This is a genomic window from Seonamhaeicola maritimus (assembly GCF_008056315.1).
GTDB lineage: Bacteria > Bacteroidota > Bacteroidia > Flavobacteriales > Flavobacteriaceae > Seonamhaeicola > Seonamhaeicola maritimus.
Window position 1 is genome coordinate 44,531 of record NZ_VRKQ01000018.1, and the last position, 15,667, is coordinate 60,197.

At 33.0% G+C, this 15,667-nt stretch carries 15 protein-coding genes and 1 tRNA gene; 8 read left to right on the plus strand and 8 right to left on the minus strand.

Annotated features, from left to right (window positions below; all coding sequences use genetic code 11):
- Window positions 1–36: 36 nt before the first annotated feature.
- From FUA22_RS15170 to FUA22_RS15180, 3 genes are all read left to right on the plus strand, one after another.
- Window positions 37–108 (plus strand) — tRNA-Glu (locus tag FUA22_RS15170).
- Between the two features lie 27 nt (window positions 109–135).
- Window positions 136–387 carry a 30S ribosomal protein S20 gene (rpsT, locus tag FUA22_RS15175; protein ID WP_147769440.1) on the plus strand — a complete coding sequence of 84 codons (252 nt, stop codon included), beginning with the start codon at window positions 136–138 and terminating at the stop codon, window positions 385–387.
- Window positions 388–598: 211 nt separating this feature from the next.
- Window positions 599–2,800: a DUF7133 domain-containing protein gene (locus FUA22_RS15180; protein ID WP_241664840.1), complete on the plus strand. Its 2,202-nt coding sequence runs from the start codon at window positions 599–601 to the stop codon at window positions 2,798–2,800.
- 10 nt (window positions 2,801–2,810) lie between these two features.
- On the opposite strand, the gene FUA22_RS15185 is transcribed toward FUA22_RS15180, so the two are convergent.
- Entirely contained in the window at window positions 2,811–4,052 is a 1,242-nt protein-coding gene (locus FUA22_RS15185) for a DUF481 domain-containing protein (RefSeq protein ID WP_170309946.1), read from the minus strand.
- 207 nt (window positions 4,053–4,259) lie between these two features.
- The gene (rho, locus tag FUA22_RS15190; protein WP_147769443.1) at window positions 4,260–5,900 is read right to left on the minus strand and encodes a transcription termination factor Rho; all 1,641 of its coding nucleotides are present in this window, start codon (window positions 5,898–5,900) and stop codon (window positions 4,260–4,262) included.
- Window positions 5,901–6,102: 202 nt separating this feature from the next.
- Between rho and FUA22_RS15195 the strand changes: the two genes are divergently transcribed.
- Entirely contained in the window at window positions 6,103–6,513 is a 411-nt protein-coding gene (locus FUA22_RS15195; RefSeq protein ID WP_147769444.1) for a DUF4293 domain-containing protein, read from the plus strand.
- 267 nt (window positions 6,514–6,780) lie between these two features.
- Here FUA22_RS15195 and FUA22_RS15200 read toward each other — a convergent pair whose 3' ends face one another.
- Window positions 6,781–7,209, minus strand: coding sequence for an FKBP-type peptidyl-prolyl cis-trans isomerase (locus FUA22_RS15200; protein ID WP_147769445.1), 429 nt, complete (start codon window positions 7,207–7,209; stop codon window positions 6,781–6,783).
- 92 nt (window positions 7,210–7,301) lie between these two features.
- The gene (locus tag FUA22_RS15205) at window positions 7,302–7,808 is read right to left on the minus strand and encodes a metallophosphoesterase family protein (protein ID WP_147769446.1); all 507 of its coding nucleotides are present in this window, start codon (window positions 7,806–7,808) and stop codon (window positions 7,302–7,304) included.
- 470 nt (window positions 7,809–8,278) lie between these two features.
- Here FUA22_RS15205 and truA point away from each other — a divergent pair, with 470 nt between their 5' ends.
- The gene (truA, locus tag FUA22_RS15210; protein WP_147769447.1) at window positions 8,279–9,028 is read left to right on the plus strand and encodes a tRNA pseudouridine(38-40) synthase TruA; all 750 of its coding nucleotides are present in this window, start codon (window positions 8,279–8,281) and stop codon (window positions 9,026–9,028) included.
- The gene (locus tag FUA22_RS15215) at window positions 9,021–10,787 is read left to right on the plus strand and encodes an ABC transporter ATP-binding protein (RefSeq protein ID WP_147769448.1); all 1,767 of its coding nucleotides are present in this window, start codon (window positions 9,021–9,023) and stop codon (window positions 10,785–10,787) included. The genes truA and FUA22_RS15215 overlap by 8 nt, the downstream gene beginning before the upstream one ends.
- On the opposite strand, the gene FUA22_RS15220 is transcribed toward FUA22_RS15215, so the two are convergent.
- Genes FUA22_RS15220 through folP form a run of 4 tightly spaced genes read right to left on the minus strand, consistent with a single transcriptional unit; the run spans window position 10,784 to window position 13,902 of the window.
- Window positions 10,784–11,572 (minus strand): DUF3667 domain-containing protein, encoded by a 789-nt coding sequence (locus FUA22_RS15220; RefSeq protein WP_147769449.1) that lies wholly within the window; start codon window positions 11,570–11,572, stop codon window positions 10,784–10,786. The genes FUA22_RS15215 and FUA22_RS15220 overlap by 4 nt on opposite strands.
- Window positions 11,572–12,348: a diadenylate cyclase gene (locus tag FUA22_RS15225; RefSeq protein ID WP_147769450.1), complete on the minus strand. Its 777-nt coding sequence runs from the start codon at window positions 12,346–12,348 to the stop codon at window positions 11,572–11,574. The genes FUA22_RS15220 and FUA22_RS15225 overlap by 1 nt, the downstream gene beginning before the upstream one ends.
- A 30-nt stretch (window positions 12,349–12,378) precedes the next feature.
- Complete coding sequence (locus tag FUA22_RS15230) at window positions 12,379–13,071, minus strand: hypothetical protein (RefSeq protein ID WP_147769451.1); 693 nt, start codon at window positions 13,069–13,071, stop codon at window positions 12,379–12,381.
- 6 nt (window positions 13,072–13,077) lie between these two features.
- On the minus strand, window positions 13,078–13,902 hold the full coding sequence (gene folP, locus FUA22_RS15235; RefSeq protein ID WP_147769452.1) for a dihydropteroate synthase: 825 nt from the start codon (window positions 13,900–13,902) through the stop codon (window positions 13,078–13,080).
- A 105-nt stretch (window positions 13,903–14,007) separates the two neighbouring features.
- Here folP and FUA22_RS15240 point away from each other — a divergent pair, with 105 nt between their 5' ends.
- Window positions 14,008–14,547, plus strand: a complete 540-nt coding sequence (locus tag FUA22_RS15240) for a DUF1599 domain-containing protein (protein WP_147769453.1) — start codon at window positions 14,008–14,010, stop codon at window positions 14,545–14,547.
- Window position 14,548: 1 nt separating this feature from the next.
- The gene (locus FUA22_RS15245; protein WP_147769454.1) at window positions 14,549–15,643 is read left to right on the plus strand and encodes a BT_3928 family protein; all 1,095 of its coding nucleotides are present in this window, start codon (window positions 14,549–14,551) and stop codon (window positions 15,641–15,643) included.
- Window positions 15,644–15,667 lie beyond the last annotated feature (24 nt).

Genomic DNA, 15,667 nt, shown 5'->3' on the forward strand with positions numbered 1-15,667 from the left:
AATTGTATGTTCATTAAATTATGAATTAACCAAAATGGCCCGTTCGTCTATCGGCTAGGACGCCAGGTTTTCATCCTGGTAAGAGGGGTTCGATTCCCCTACGGGCTACAATTTTTTAATAAGAAATAAAACAAAATGGCAAATCATAAGTCAGCGTTAAAAAGAATTAGAAGTAACGAAGCTAAGCGAGTTATAAATAAATATCAGCATAAAACTACGCGTAATGCTATTAAGAAGTTACGTGAATTAACTGATAAGAAAGAAGCAGAGGCTTTATTTCCTCAGGTAGTTTCTATGTTAGATAGATTAGCTAAGAAAAACGTTATTCATGCTAATAAAGCGGCTAACCTTAAATCTGGTTTGGCTAAGCATGTTGCTGCTTTATAAGATAAGCTAAAACAATATTTTAAAAGCCTTTCTGAAAAGAAAGGCTTTTTTTTGGTGAAATTTCAGAGTTGAAAACATTTCTTGCCTAATCCTGGATAATAATGTTCCTTAGATTAAAGGAGATTTAATAATATTGTGTTGAAAACAGAATTATTGAAGTTATTTTATGTCCTATAAAAGCTTTTTTCTACTTACTATCATATCTGGTTTATTGAGCTATTCATGTAAGCCAAAAACATTTGATGAACCCCAAATCTCTCTTGATAAATATCAAATAGAAGAAGGTTTTAATATAGAGGTTGTTGCCTCAGAACCTTTTATTGAAGCGCCAGTTGCAATGGATTTTGATAATCAAGGGCGTATGTGGGTTGTGGAAATGAAAGGTTACATGAGAAACCTAAGTGGTGCAGGTGATGATGAGCCAAATGGCACAATCTCTATTCTGGAAGATTTAGATAATGATGGTATTACTGATCATGCTAAAGTATTTATCGATAGTTTGGTTTTGCCTAGGGCAATTGCTCATGTTTATGGAGGGCTTTTGTATGCCGAACCGCCTAACCTTTGGTTTGTTAATATAGATAATGATAAGCCATTAAATAAAGTTTTAGTTGATTCTTTGTATTCTGAAGGTGGAAATGTTGAGCATCAACCAAATGGTTTAATGATGCATATTGATAATTGGATTTATAATGCCAAATCGTATTTTAGATATCAAAGAAAAGAAGGTAACTGGATTAAGGAGCCCACAACTTTTAGAGGGCAATGGGGAATTAGTAAAGACAATTTCGGAAGATTGTATTACAATACCAATTCGGTACAACTTTTAGGAGACTATATGTTGCCAAATACCTTAATAAAAAACAAATTTTATAAACCCAAAACGGGTTTAAATAATGTTCTTACTCCTGATCAAAGAGTTTACCCTTTACATCCTACATCAGTAAATAGAGGGTATGTAAAAGGAGTTTTAGATAAAGATAGTTTGCTAATTAATGTTACGTCTGCATGTGGGCCTTTAATTTACAGGGGAAATCAATTTCCGAAAGCCTTTAAAGAGAATGCTTTTGTTTGTGTTCCAGAAGCTAATATTGTAAAGCGTAACATTTTAACTTTTGAGGCGGATAAGGTGTCAGGAAGTCAAGCCAAAGCCAATGTAGAATTTTTGGCAGCTACCGAAGAAGGATTTCGTCCTGTTAATCTTAATAATGGACCAGACGGTAATTTGTATATTGTTGATATGCATAGAGGGGTTATACAAGATAGAGCTTTTATGACACCTTATATGCGTGATGCATTAGCCAAAAAGAAATTAGATACTTTAATTGGTAAGGGTCGTATTTTAAAGGTAGCTAGAAATAATAACAGTGAGTATAAGCCTATAGACTTAAGTGGATTAGAAATAAAAGAGTTAGTGTCTTTATTAGAAAATCAAAACGGTTGGTTAAGAGATAGGGCGCAACAAGTTCTTATTCATGAAAATGATGAGAGTGCGATTTCGTTGTTAAAAGTTCTTTTGTTTACTTCTGATAATGAGATAGCACAAATTCATGCATTGCATACTTTGAATGGTTTAGATGCATTGAAATTTAAAGATTTAGAAAAAGTTTTAACTAATGGTAGTTCTGTTAAAACCCAATGTCATGGTTTAGTTTTATCAGGTCAGTTTGCGTCAGAAGATACTTTTGCATCTTTTAAAAATATACTTGAAAGATTATCAAAAGAAAACCATCCTGAAATAGATTTATATATGCTTAGTTCATTAGATAAATGGTTTCAGGTTGATGCAAAATCACTATTTCCTTTGATATATGAAGTCTCATCTAGATATAAAGAAAAACCTTTATATCAAGAGGCTTTGGTGAGTAGTTTAGGCAATGTTGAAACTGAATATTTAAACTATATTAGAGAAAAAGAGTTGGATGATTATCTTTTAAATGAGCTTTTAAATGAAGTAATTGTAAATAGGGAAAACAAGAAACAAAACTCCATTTATACCAGAAAAAAGGGGGGTACAGATTCCAGAACTTCAGGGTATAGAATTTATAGAAATTTGTGTGCTACTTGTCATGGTGTTGAAGGAGAGGGTGTTGAAAGTTTAGCACCACCTCTAGTGCAATCAGAGTACATTTCAGGATCATCAGAACGCTTGGCTTTAGTTTTATTGCATGGTTTGTCTGGTCCTGTACATGTTGATGGTAAGGTATATGATTTTAATATTACTATGCCTGGGTTAGTAAACAATCCTGATTTTACAGATAAGGATGTATTAGATGTTATGAAATATCTAAAAAGTGCTTTCGCAGGTGAATGGGAAGAAATGGATGTTGAAAAACTAAAGAGTCTTCGAGAATTAAAACCTGAAAATGGCTCCGTTTTTACAGAGAAGGAGTTGAAAGAGATTATAAAGTAAAGAATAATTATTAAAGCCTTGTATTAATAATATTATTAAATGCAGACCCAAAGGTATATGAGACACCTACTGAAAAACCTAATTCAAAATCGGTAGCTATTTGCTTTTGTTGCAGCAATACATCTTCTAGTGAGGCGTCTCCGGCTGGAAGATTAACTTGGTCATGAATAAATTCTATGTTTCCTGAAAACCTTACCGAAAAGCCTTTAATAATTCTTACCGAAACACTGCTATTCATTTGGAACCTATTTTTGGAAAAGTCTTCTAAAAAACTAGAGGCTCTAATTCTGGAAAAGACATTACCCCATGGTTGGCGATAGCGTACTTGAATATCGAAAGCATGATTCCAGATGGACTCATCTTCAACACCAAAAATAGTAGTTTCTATATAGTTGTTATAACGATAACCAATTTTATAGGCAAATACAATTTCTCTTTTTAAAACTTCACTATAAGGAAAAATATTGTATTCAATGGCGGGAGTAAAGCCCATTGATAAATCAATATTTGTGTAGGTATCATGACTAAGATTTCCAAAAACACCAGTTGACCAATGGTCTGAAATACTACGAACAATACTTGCTGATCCCCAATATCTATCCCTAGTACTGGTGAATTCTTCATCATTTCTAATAAACTTACTGTTTAAATGACTTAACTGAGCATCTGCTCTTACACGCCATTTTTCGGTAACTTTATCACTTTCTAAACCAACTTTATATTCAAATCGTTTTCTACTAGCTTCTTTGTTGAATTTCCCTTGTCCATAAACCTCAAAAATCCAGTTTCTCCAAGGGTCATTAAATTCAACTTCTTCGTTTTTAGGCGCGCCTTTAATCTTATAGGTTACTCTATTTTCTAAGTTAGATTCTATTATATAAGGCAATAGTCCTCTGCCTATTCTCCAGGTTAACCTTTTACGCACATCGTCTGAGGTCATATTAGCGTTAGAATCAAAAGTTAAGATTCTGGTAATGCCCTCAAAAGACGAGGCACCAGTAAACTCAAGTTTGTAAGTTCTACCTCCACTTCCATTAGCTATATCATATATAAAAAGAATAACATTGGCTAAACCTTGGTCACGAACGTGATCAACATGTTTAACTTCTTGTCGAACATAAGCTTTATCACAATTACAGTCTACAAAAAGTTTAATGCCTTCTTTTTCTTTAAGTTCTTCAACTTGACTGATTGAAAACAACGGAATTAATAAAAAAATAAAGAAAAGGTTTCTAACTAAAGGAATTGGCATTGTGATTATTCTTATATATGCGCAAATATACATTTAATGGCGATTAAAGTTTGGTGCACATGCCTCAAAAAGTAGGCCATTTAACTCATTGCATATAATTTTTTTAGTTTGCATATGGTTTGAATAAAGTTTGCATAAGCTTAATGGTAAAAAAAGAGCCTTAACATTTCTGTTAAGGCTTCATTTAGTTAGTTTAGTTAGTAAAGATTATCCATTCATGGATATCAAAAATTCTTCGTTATTTCTGGTTTGTTTAAAGCGATCGTTAATAAATTCCATAGCTTCAACAGGGTTCATGTCAGCAAGATATTTGCGCATTACCCACATACGTTGAATGGTGTTTTCATCAAGTAATAAATCATCTCTACGAGTACTTGAAGATGTAAGGTCTATAGCAGGGAATATTCTACGGTTAGATATTTTTCTATCTAACTGAAGTTCCATATTACCAGTTCCTTTAAATTCTTCAAAGATTACTTCATCCATTTTAGAACCAGTTTCTGTAAGCGCTGTGGCAATGATAGTTAAAGAACCACCATTTTCAATGTTCCTAGCAGCACCAAAGAAACGTTTTGGTTTATGTAATGCATTTGCGTCAACACCACCACTTAATATTTTACCAGATGCAGGTTGAACGGTGTTATATGCTCTTGCCAAACGGGTAATGGAATCTAAGAGAATCACAACATCATGTCCGCATTCTACCAAACGTTTTGCTTTTTCTAAAACAATGTCAGCAATTCTAACATGCTCATGAGCTTCTTTATCAAAAGTTGAAGCTACTACTTCACCTCTTACATTACGTTGCATGTCTGTAACCTCTTCTGGGCGCTCATCAATTAATAAAATCATTTGATAAACCTCAGGATGATTTGCAGCAATAGCATTGGCCACATCCTTTAAAAGCATTGTTTTACCAGTTTTTGGTTGTGATACTATCATACCACGTTGCCCTTTACCAATAGGAGCAAACAAATCCATAATTCTAGTAGAAATAGTATTTTGGCGATCAGCCAAATTGAACTTTTCTTGAGGAAATAATGGTGTTAGGTGTTCAAATGCTACACGGTCTCTAACAACATTAGGATTTTGACCGTTAATTTTACTCACCTTTATTAAAGGGAAATATTTTTCACCTTCTTTAGGAGGTCTTACATTACCTAGAACAGTATCTCCTTTTTTCAATCCAAATAATCTTATTTGAGATTGAGATACATAAATATCATCAGGAGAAGAAAGGTAGTTGTAATCAGAAGAGCGCAAGAATCCGTAGCCATCTTGCATGATGTCTAATACACCTTCACTTTCAATAATGGCATCAAATTCATAATCAGGTTCACGATAACGGTTTCTATTGTCTTTGTTACCGGTATCAACATTTCCATTCTTTTGGTTTTTATGTTGATTTTTGTGCTGATTTTTATGTTGATGTTGCCTTTGCTGATTACTTTGTTGCTTAGGCTTATCTTGTTTGTGGTCTTCCTTTTTTTGCTGAGGTGCAGTCTCTTTCTTTTCAGAAGCTGCAGCAACTGGTGCGGGTTTTTCAGCTTCTTTTTTAGGCGCTTCCTTTTTCTCTGGAGTCGCTTTTTCAGGAGCTGGTTTTTCTGTGTTTCCCACAGGTTTCTGTATACGCTGTCTAGGTCTTTTTTGTCTTGCTTTTTTTTCTTCTTCAGGACTTTTACTTTCTGTAACTTTATTAATAGACTTAGGGTCAGCAGCTTGTAAATCAAGTATTTGATATACTAGATCTAATTTTTTTAAAGAACGGTACTTAGGGACACTTAATTCTTTTGCAATCTCTTGTAAATCAGAGAGTTTTTTTTCTTTTAATTGCGAAATTTCAAACATTGATGTTTATATTGAATGTATATATTTTTGAATTTAAATTTTGAGTAATTCTGAGAAAAAAATATATTTAATCTGGAGAATTTAATCGCCTGTAACAGCGATTGTTGAGAATTATTACTGCAATTATACAACTTTATTTTAAGTTTTAGTACTTATTTCTGCAAGAAACTATTATTTTTGCTGTCCAGTTTTAAAAACTTACATGTTACAGAGAATACAAACTATATATCTAATTATTGCAGCCGGTGTTTCGGGTGGGTTAATATATGTTTTTAATTTATGGGGTTTAGAAGACGGTACCCAGGTATGGGCAAAAGATGTTAATTATGTCTTTGCTGCTTTTTTAACTTCTGCTTTTTTCTCTGTAGTAGCTATATTTAGATACAAAAACAGGAAGTCTCAATTTATTTTAGGGCGCCTTAACATCATATTAAACTTTATTTTACTAGGATTTTTTGTATATCAATCTCTAAACATATCTGGAGAAACTAACGTTTCTGAGAAAGGTATTGGGATGTTCATTCCTATTATTTCTATCGTGTTTTTGGCATTAGCCAATAAGGCCATTAAAAAGGATGAAGATCTTGTAAAATCTGTAGATCGATTACGATAAAACCTAATATCTTAGTAGTATTAGTGCGTAGGCCCAAGGTGAAGATCTTGGGCTTTTTTATTTTTGGCGTTACCCTATCGGGTCAGGCTTTCGGTGGTCGCTCTCTTTGAGGAGCTTCAACAAATACCTCAATCCTTAACGCAAATGTTTGCTAAGGCATTGGTGTTGTTCAAAGTTCTATTGTTTTTTTGCCGTTTTTTATTAGCAATGACAAAAAAAAGTCTAGACTAAGTCCAGACTTTTAGATTATTTCTAGTTTAGAGCTACTTATTTTATTTCAATAAGCTCTAAATCAAATATTAAATCTTGTCCAGCTAATGGATGATTAGCGTCTACAATAATATGATCTTCATTTACTTCAGCTACGCGAAATTGTACTTCATTACCTTCAGGGTCTTTAGAAGCTAATCCCATACCAACTTCTGGAGACATTTCTGGTGGCAATTGTTCTTTTTTCACCTCATATAGTAATTCTTGCTGAATATCACCATAAGCATCAGATACTGGAATATTGATAGTCTTTTTTTCATTTACTTTCATATCTATAACACCCTTTTCAAAACCAGGTATAAGCATGCCTTGTCCTAATTGGAATTCTAAAGGTTCTCTCTCTAATGAACTGTCAAAAATTTGACCATTGTTTAACTTTCCTGTGTAATGTACTCTAACAGTATCATTTTCTTTTACTTGACTCATAAATAATTATGTTTTTTTAAATAGCTGCAAAAGTACATATTAAAAGACAGAATCAATGTGTTAAATAATATAATACTAGCTAATTTAAAAGCTTATTCTTTTGGGTGTCTTACAGGGAATTCAATAACCTCTAAATTTTCAATTTTTTTGCCTTCAATGGTAAATCTCAACATGGTTCTGGTTTTGTGAAACCCATGTTTGCCAACAGCACCAGGATTCATGTGAATCAAGTTTAATTTCTTATCAGGCATTACTTTTAAAATGTGAGAGTGACCACAAATAAATAACCGAGGTGGATTTTGCTTTATAGCTTCTGCAACACGAACATTATATTTTGGTGGGTAGCCGCCAATATGTGTAATCCAAACCTCCACATCTTCGCACATAAACCTATTATGCTCTGGGAATTCGACTCTTACTTTGGCATCATCAATATTGCCGTAAACACCTTTTAGAGGTTTTAGAGCTTTTATAGCATCAGTTACTTTTAGGCTTCCTATATCCCCAGCATGCCAAACTTCATCTGCTTGTTTTACATATTTAAGAATGTTGTCATCAATGTATCCATGAGTATCAGAAAGTAGGAGTATTTTGGTCATTTATGCTGAATTTACTTGTGTTGAATTTATTTCAGTCATGTAATTTCTTGCTGTAAAGTTATTGATAAATGATTGACTTTTTATAATTTTCCGGCTACCTTCGTTTAACAACCAATAAAGTTCATTAAAATGGAACTTTATCTTTGCATTAACGAACTTTTTCAAAAACATATTAACTTCATTCCACACCCATAATTTGGCAGGTAGATGCGTTAGGGATTGAGCGCATGTTTGAGCTCCCCGAAGCATGAGGGAGCGAGTAGTGAAATATTTATATTCATGAGTTCATTAATTTTAAATATTAACCGACGAATATAGCCTGACGCAATTTTGTAATGCTGAACATGGTGAAGCATCAAAAAACAAAATTGGGTAACGCCCATATTATTTAGTAATTAATTAAGATTTCTATCTGTTGTGGAATAACAAAACTGTATATCTTTGCTGTTTCAATAAATGTATAATACAGTTTGAGGTATTTTATAGAACTTTCTTATAATGGTAGTGCTTATCATGGTTGGCAAAATCAGCCCACTGCTATTTCTGTACAGGAAGTTCTTGAAAAAGGCTTATCTACGCTTTTAAAAGAACCTGTTGCTATTGTTGGCGCAGGACGTACCGATACCGGAGTGCATGCCTCACAAATGTTTGCGCATTTTGATACCGAGGTTGGTTTTGAGGAAACACAGTTAACTTATAAGCTCAATTCGTTTTTACCGAAGGATATTGCTATTAAAAGTGTTTTAAAGGTAAATGCAGATGCGCATGCACGTTTTGATGCTGTAAGTAGAACGTATTTATACAGAATTATACTAAGTAAAAATGTGTTTACGTTTAATAATGTGCTTTATGTGAAGCAGAATTTAGATGTGGAGAAAATGAAGGAAGCTTCGAAAATTTTATTTGAGTATAAAGATTTTCAATGCTTTTCTAAAACGAATACCGATGTAAAAACGTATAATTGTGATATCATGAAAGCCGAATGGTTTTTTAAGGATGATGAGCTTCATTTTGTTGTAAAGGCCGATAGGTTTTTGCGCAATATGGTAAGAGCCATTGTAGGTACCATGATAAATATAGGTTTAGGGAAAATTAATGTAAACGATTTGCATACTATAATTAAATCTAAAAATAGGAGTGAGGCGGGATTTTCGGTTCCTGCACATGCCTTATATTTAACTCATGTGGAATACCCAGACAGTATAAAACTTAATGACTAAGAAAAAGGAAAACATATTTGATTTTGTGCTATTTAAAAGGCTGTTTCAGTATATAAAACCTTATAAAGGTGTTTTTATTGGGCTTTTTGTTTTGGTAATTCTTTTAGCGCTTTTAAGTGCGGTTATGCCAAGATTAACTAAAGAGGCTATTGATTTAGGAATCTCTTTAGGTGATTCTGAAACCTTTTTGGTCTACGTGGTTATTATGTTTGGGGTTTTAATGTTTCAAACCATATTTCAACTTTCGTTTATTTATTACGCAGCGTGGTTAGGGCAAAACCTAGTAAAAGATGTTAGGATAAAACTTTTTAATCATTTGCTTCAATTTAAAATGAAGTATTATGATAATTCTTCTGTTGGTGTTTTAATCACGAGAGCAGTGACCGATATGGAGCGTATTGCTGATATTTTTGGTCAAGGTTTGTTCATGATTTTCAGGGATATCCTTACTATGGTAGTAGTGTTTGGTTTTATGCTGAATTCTAATTGGAGGTTGAGCTTAATTGTATTTATAATGCTCCCCATATTATTATATGCTACTCGACTGTTTCAAAAGTATATGAAAGTGGCTTTTGAGGAGGTAAGAACAGAGGTGTCTAATCTTAATTCTTTTGTTCAAGAGCGTATAACGGGTATGAAAATCCTTCAGCTTTTTACCCGTGAAAAGGTTGAGCACGAAAATTTTAAGACGATAAATGAGCGCCATAAAAAGGGATGGTTAAAAACGGTTTGGTATAATTCCTTTTTCTTTCCTATAGCAGATTTGGCATCATCAGTTACCATTGGTTTAGTAGCTTGGTATGGCGGATTGAATGTTATTGTTGGTACGGTTACTCAAGGAACCTTGGTAGAGTTTATCATGTATATTCCTATGTTGTTTAGACCGTTAAGGCAGATTGCTGATAAGTTTAATACGCTACAAATGGGAATGGTGGCTGCAAACAGAGTGTTTAAAGTTTTAGATACCACATCTCAAATTGATGATACAGGAACTATGGTAGCAGAACATTTTAAGGGCAACCTTAAGTTTGATGATGTACACTTTAGTTATGTTGAAAATGAAGAAGTTTTAAAAGGGATTTCATTCTCAGTTAATGCTGGCGATACGGTTGCTATTGTTGGTGCTACCGGAGCAGGAAAGTCTACTATTATTAATTTGTTGAATCGTTTTTATGAGATTAAAGATGGTGCCATTTTAGTGGATAATATAGATATTAGAGAGGTTACCCTAGCGTCCTTACGAACACAAATTGCGGTGGTATTACAAGATGTGTTCTTATTTGCTGATACTATTTTAAGTAACATTACTTTAAATCATCCTGAGATTACAGAGGCCGAGGTACAACAGGCTGCTAAAGATATTGGTATTCACGAATTTATTATGAGTTTACCAAATGGCTATCACTATAACGTGAAAGAGCGTGGAGTGATGCTGTCGTCTGGTCAAAGGCAGTTAATTTCATTTTTAAGAGCCTATGTAACCAACCCAAGTATTTTAGTGTTAGATGAAGCCACTTCTTCGGTAGATTCTTATTCTGAACAACTTATTCAAAATGCTACAGATAAAATTACTAAAGGACGTACGTCAATTGTTATTGCGCACCGTTTGGCTACGGTTAAAAAAGCAGATAAAATTATAGTTATGGATGCCGGTATTATTGTAGAACAAGGTACACATGACGAGCTTCTTAAAAAGAAAGATGGTTACTACAAAAATCTTTACGAAGTTCAGTTTTTACAAGAGGAAGTTGTTGTTTAATTCTTCGGAACAAAGTCTTGTATAGAAATATCACCTGTCAAAAACAACATTACTATTGACAACATAGAGATTCCTAAGTAATCCATGAAAAATATTAGCAAAAATGTAGGTACTCTCCAAAGTAAAGATGTTTTACTGAATTTAGAGTTTTTGTAAGACACATAAACACAGAAAAAAATCATTAAGGCTACATATATTAAGGCTGTATCTATGTACACTTGAGGATTTACCAGTAATAATATAGCTTGGTATACCGTTGAAATAATGCTAAAACTTGTAAGAGCATATATAGCGGTAACAAAATGTTCCGCGTAATTGTATTGTTTTTTGTTAAATACCACAAAACCAGCAAAGGCTATCATTGGTATGTATAGGAAGTATATTAAAGAACTATATTCCATAGTAGCAGATATAATTTTCTCTGTACCACTACCTCCAGTACTTGTCTGTGCATAACTTATACTTGAAAAGTCAATACTATCCCAAGCTACTTTTTTAATTAGAAACAGGATAAACCCGGAAGATGTTAAAGCAATGGCCAACATACTCACAGGGTTTAGATACTTTTTCCTTATACCGGCAATATAACCTCCACAAACAATATGTGGTTTGATAAGCATATGCCAAAGGGTTTTTAGGAAAGTGTTATCTAGGTTAAAATAACGTTCTATTAAATCGTAAAGTAAGTTTTTAACTGAGATTCTATTCCTAATTACTTTAGCGCCACAGTCAGGACAAAAACTATAATCTGTTCTTAATGAAGTATTACAGTTTCTACAATTCATTACACCAAATCTTTCTTAATTAAACTAGTAAGTTGGTTAGAGTCTTCAAAGACTACAAATTCACCATCCTTAAAATAAGAGATGTGTCCGGTTTCTTCACTTACAGCAAGTGCTAAAGCATCTGTTTTTTCGGTAATGCCAATGGCAGCTCTATGGCGCAGTCCAAACCTTTGAGGTATGTTTTTTTCGTTATTAACTGGTAGAATAACTCTTGTAGCTTTTACAATGTTGTCACTAATAATGATGGCGCCATCATGAAGCGGGCTATTTTTAAAAAAGATACTTTCTATAATGGGTTGAGTGACTTTAATATTCATTTCATCGCCTGAGGACAATAAAAAATCTAGATTATTATTATTTTCAAAAACTATTAAAGCCCCGGTTTTAGACATAGACATTTTGTTACAAGCTGCTACAACCGCCTCAATATCTGTGGTGTTTGCTGAGTCAGATTTAAAACGTTGTAAAAAAGATACCCGTTTTCCAAAGTTAGTAGACCCAACCATGAGTAAAAATTTCCTGATTTCAGGTTGAAACACTACAATTAATGCGATAATTCCAACTTTCATAAAACCACCGAAAATACCCGAAAGCAATTCCATGTTTAGGAATTCAGTGAGTTTCCAAGCACCGTAAATAATAATGATTCCAAGAAAAATATTAATAGCTACCGTTCCTTTTACTAGTTTATAAAGGTAGTAGAGTAGTAGTGCCACCAAAACAACATCGAGATAATCTATAAAGCGTAGGTTTAAAATGTCGTTAAAGATGTCCAATAGGAAATAGGTTTTGGTAAATTTAAGAAATTAGAGTGAATCTATTATGAATTCGTGATTTGAGATTGTAACATTTTTTAAGTCTAATTCTAAGATTTTAGATTTAATAGTAATATAATCTTGAAATTGTAAGTTTTCGTTATAAGAAATCTCAATTTGAAATTTTTCTTCTGATTTTTCTATAGTGGCTATTAAATCATTTTTTAAGGTGGAATTACTACTGGATTCAATAAATGTTTCTTCGGATGTTGGATAAATCGTGATTTTTTCTAATGATTTAATATGGATGTTTAAAATTTTGTTGTTGTATAATTGAGAATGTTTTGGAGTGAATTTATATGATAAATCTTCATGATAAATGACATCCGTAAACTCAACAAACCCCAAATTATTTCTACTAGTATCATGACACGTAAAATAGTTTTTAGCGTTTTCGTTTTTATGACCAGCATTAGCTTTTTTATTCTGTAGAAATTTAATGTGTGGAATTGCCTGTTTTAAAGTCAAACGTTTATCTACATTAACCAACCAATTAGTTGTGCTGATTAAGTTTTTTCGGTTTAATTCAAGGCTATCGGGCTTGGTCTCATCATAAAACAGGTAAGCTGCTGAAACATCCTCTAATTCTGTAATATTTGAATGACTAATCTCTGGTAATTCAATGACTTTCTTGTTACAAGAAAAGACTAAAACCAAAGCAAATAACAATGCAATTTTTTTCATAACAACTTAACAACTCAACGATTCCACTAATTTCACGCATTCCATAGCTTCTTTAACATCATGTACACGTAAAATAGAAGTGCCGTTTTGTAAAGCAATGGTGTTTAATGCGGTAGTGCCATTCAAAGCATTTTCAGGTGAAGAATCTAATAGTTTATAAATCATAGATTTTCTTGAAACACCTACTAATAAAGGTTTTTCAATCATTTTAAATAATTCTAGTTTACTTAAAAGCTCATAATTCTGTTCTAAAGTTTTGGCAAAACCAAACCCGGGATCAACAATAACATCAATAATCCCTAAAGATTTAGCGGCTGCAATACGTTCAGAGAAATAAAACAAAACATCCTTTGTAATATCATCATAATCCGTCTGTTGTTGCATGGTTTGAGGATTACCACGCATATGCATCATGATATAAGGTACCTGTAAACCAGCAACTGTTAGCAGCATATTTTCATCAAGCTTTCCAGCAGAAATATCATTTATTAATGTAGCACCAGCTTCAATACATTGTTTAGCGACATGGCTTCTAAAAGTATCAATAGAAATTAAGGTCTCTGGAAAATGTTCTAGAATTAAATTTACAATTGGAATTATACGCTTTAGCTCATCTTCCTCACTAACAAAATCAGCTCCAGGACGAGAACTATAAGCACCCACATCAATAAAAGTAGCGCCTTCATCGAGCATTTTATCAACTTGCCTTAGTACTTCTTTTTCATCATTATATTTACCGCCATCAAAAAAAGAATCGGGGGTGATATTTAAAATCCCCATCACTTTTGGCGACGATAAATCTATAAGTTTTCCTTTGCAATTAATGGTCATTTATACCGTTTTGTTAGGTGTTTGTACATGGTTTAAAACTTTAAACCAGAAACCTTGATGGTTAAACTTTTTTATGCGAAATTTACGCAAAATACAATTTAATTCATGCAAGATACTTCAAAACAATACAACGCGGTAATTGATACGTGTAAAAGTTTATTTATAAAGAAAATGACGGATTACGGAAGCGCTTGGAGGATATTACGTTTACCTTCGCTTACAGATCAAATTTTCATTAAAGCGCAGCGTATTAGAGGTTTGCAACAGAACGGTGTTCAGAAAGTTGATGAGGGTCAAGAAAGTGAATTTATTGGTATTATTAACTATTGTATCATGGCTTTGGTGCAAATTGAAAGAGGTGTTGTTGAACAGCCAGATTTATCTACTGATGAAGCCGTAGAGTTATACGAAAAGCACATTGGTATCACCAAAAAATTAATGGAAGACAAAAACCATGATTACGGTGAAGCATGGCGTGATATGAGGGTGAGTAGTTTAACAGATTTGATTTTGCAAAAATTACTTCGTGTTAAGCAAATTGAAGATAATGCTGGTAAGACTCTGGTTAGTGAGGGTATTGATGCTAATTATCAGGATATGATTAATTATGCAGTTTTTGCTATGATTCATCTTAATGAAGAATAATATGAAAGCACTAGTAAGTTTATCCAGAATTTTTGTTGGAGTTCTTTTTATAATCTCAGGTTTTATAAAGTTGAATGATCCTCTTGGGTTTTCATATAAGCTTCAGGAATATTTTGGGGCAGATGTTTTAAACCTTCCATTTTTAGATCCGTATGCTTTAGGAATTTCAATTTTTGTGGTAGTTTTTGAAGTGGTTTTGGGAGTGTTCCTACTGATTGGCTATAAACCTAAATTCACTATTTGGAGCTTACTATTAATGATTGTGTTTTTCACATTCTTAACGTTTTATTCGGCGTATTTTGACAAAGTAAAAGATTGCGGTTGTTTTGGCGATGCCTTAAAGTTAACACCTTGGGAAAGCTTCACTAAAGATTTGATATTATTGTTCTTTATCCTTATTCTGCTAGCAGGATTAAAATATATAAAACCAATTTTTGGTAAATTACCAACTACTGTATTGGCATTATTAGGCTTTATAGTTAGTTTATGGTTTGGGTATCATGTACTAATGCATTTGCCTGCAATAGATTTTAGGGGTTATGCAATTGGGAAAAATATAACTGAAGGTATGACAATACCGGAAGATGCACCAAAACCAGTAGTTGAGTATGCTTGGAAGTTTAATATAAACGGTGAAGAAAAAGTAATCAAAACTAATGGTTCTTATCCTACCGTTGAGGGCGAATTTGTTAGTGTTGATACCAAAGAAATAGAAAAAGGCTACGAGCCACCTATTTATGATTTTTCTATTGAAAGTGATGATGGTGATTTTACAGAACAATTTTTAAATGAGGAAAATCTTATTGTGATAGTGTCTTATAGCTTAGAAAAGATTGAAAGAGAAGGAGCAAAAAGGCTAAAAGTACTTTCTGAAAAGGCCATTAAAAATGGATATAAAGTTATTGGTTTAACAGCATCTGGAGAAGAAACCAAACAAAGTATTAACAAAACGTACGGTTTGAGTTTTGAATGGTATTTATGTGATGAAAAAGCATTGAAAACAGTGGTGCGATCCAATCCTGGTATTTTGGAATTAGATAAAGGAACCGTAATCCAGAAAGTCCATTGGAATGATGTTGATGATTTGGAATTATAGTATTCAGGTTAACAAATAAATATT